We start from the raw sequence: 696 nt of genomic DNA on the forward strand, positions 1-696 counted from the left end.
GATCGGGGAAAGTATGAAGTGATTGTCTTTTTCGCGGAGCAGGCCGACTTCAATGCGCTTTGTGCAATCCTGAAGGGCAAAACGCTCGTTCCGCCCCCCGGCGCACTCGGCTGCTTCGCTGCGACAATACCGTGAGAGCCGCTGAGAAGCCTGACTTTGCTGATGCCGTTCGTAAAGTCGAAAGGGCAAATTACCACATCGACGAATTCCATCGGGCCGCGGCAGCACATTTCGCGAAGCACCCAACCTCTGTATCGATGGTTCCTGCAAAGAAGCGGGCGGCCCATGGCTTCCTTGTCGGGGATCGGATGGGTTTCCCGGACAAGGCCCTCGCGCTCTACGTCGGGGACGCGGTCCATAACCTACGATGTGCTCTTGATTATCTCATCACCGCATGTGCCAAAGCCAATGGAGGCCGCGAGGACCGCACGGAATTTCCGATTGTGAAAGCGGGCGGCAAGAAGGCTGATCTTACTAAAGGCTTGTGGAAACTGAAGGACGCGGGTCCTCTTGCCACTGAGCTTGTGAAACGGGCACGTCCATACCCCCGAGGCAATCCGTATCTTGTAGCGGTCGGAGAACTGGATCGCTTTGACAAGCACCGCCTTATCCTTGCTGTTCAATCATCGGTCGACATCTCGGTTCGCACCGGAGGCTGGAATAATCGTAGGCATTCGGTGAAGGCCGCGGATCAGG

Annotated in this window: 1 protein-coding gene; it reads left to right on the top strand. The window is 56.8% G+C overall.

Annotated features, from left to right (window positions below; all coding sequences use genetic code 11):
• Positions 1 to 131 precede the first annotated feature (131 nt).
• Positions 132 to 696: hypothetical protein (locus tag FE851_RS25885; RefSeq protein ID WP_145206937.1), on the top strand; the 565-nt coding region annotated here is incomplete at its 3' end.

The organism is Sphingobium sp. B2 (assembly GCF_007693735.1).
Lineage (GTDB): Bacteria > Pseudomonadota > Alphaproteobacteria > Sphingomonadales > Sphingomonadaceae > Sphingobium > Sphingobium xenophagum.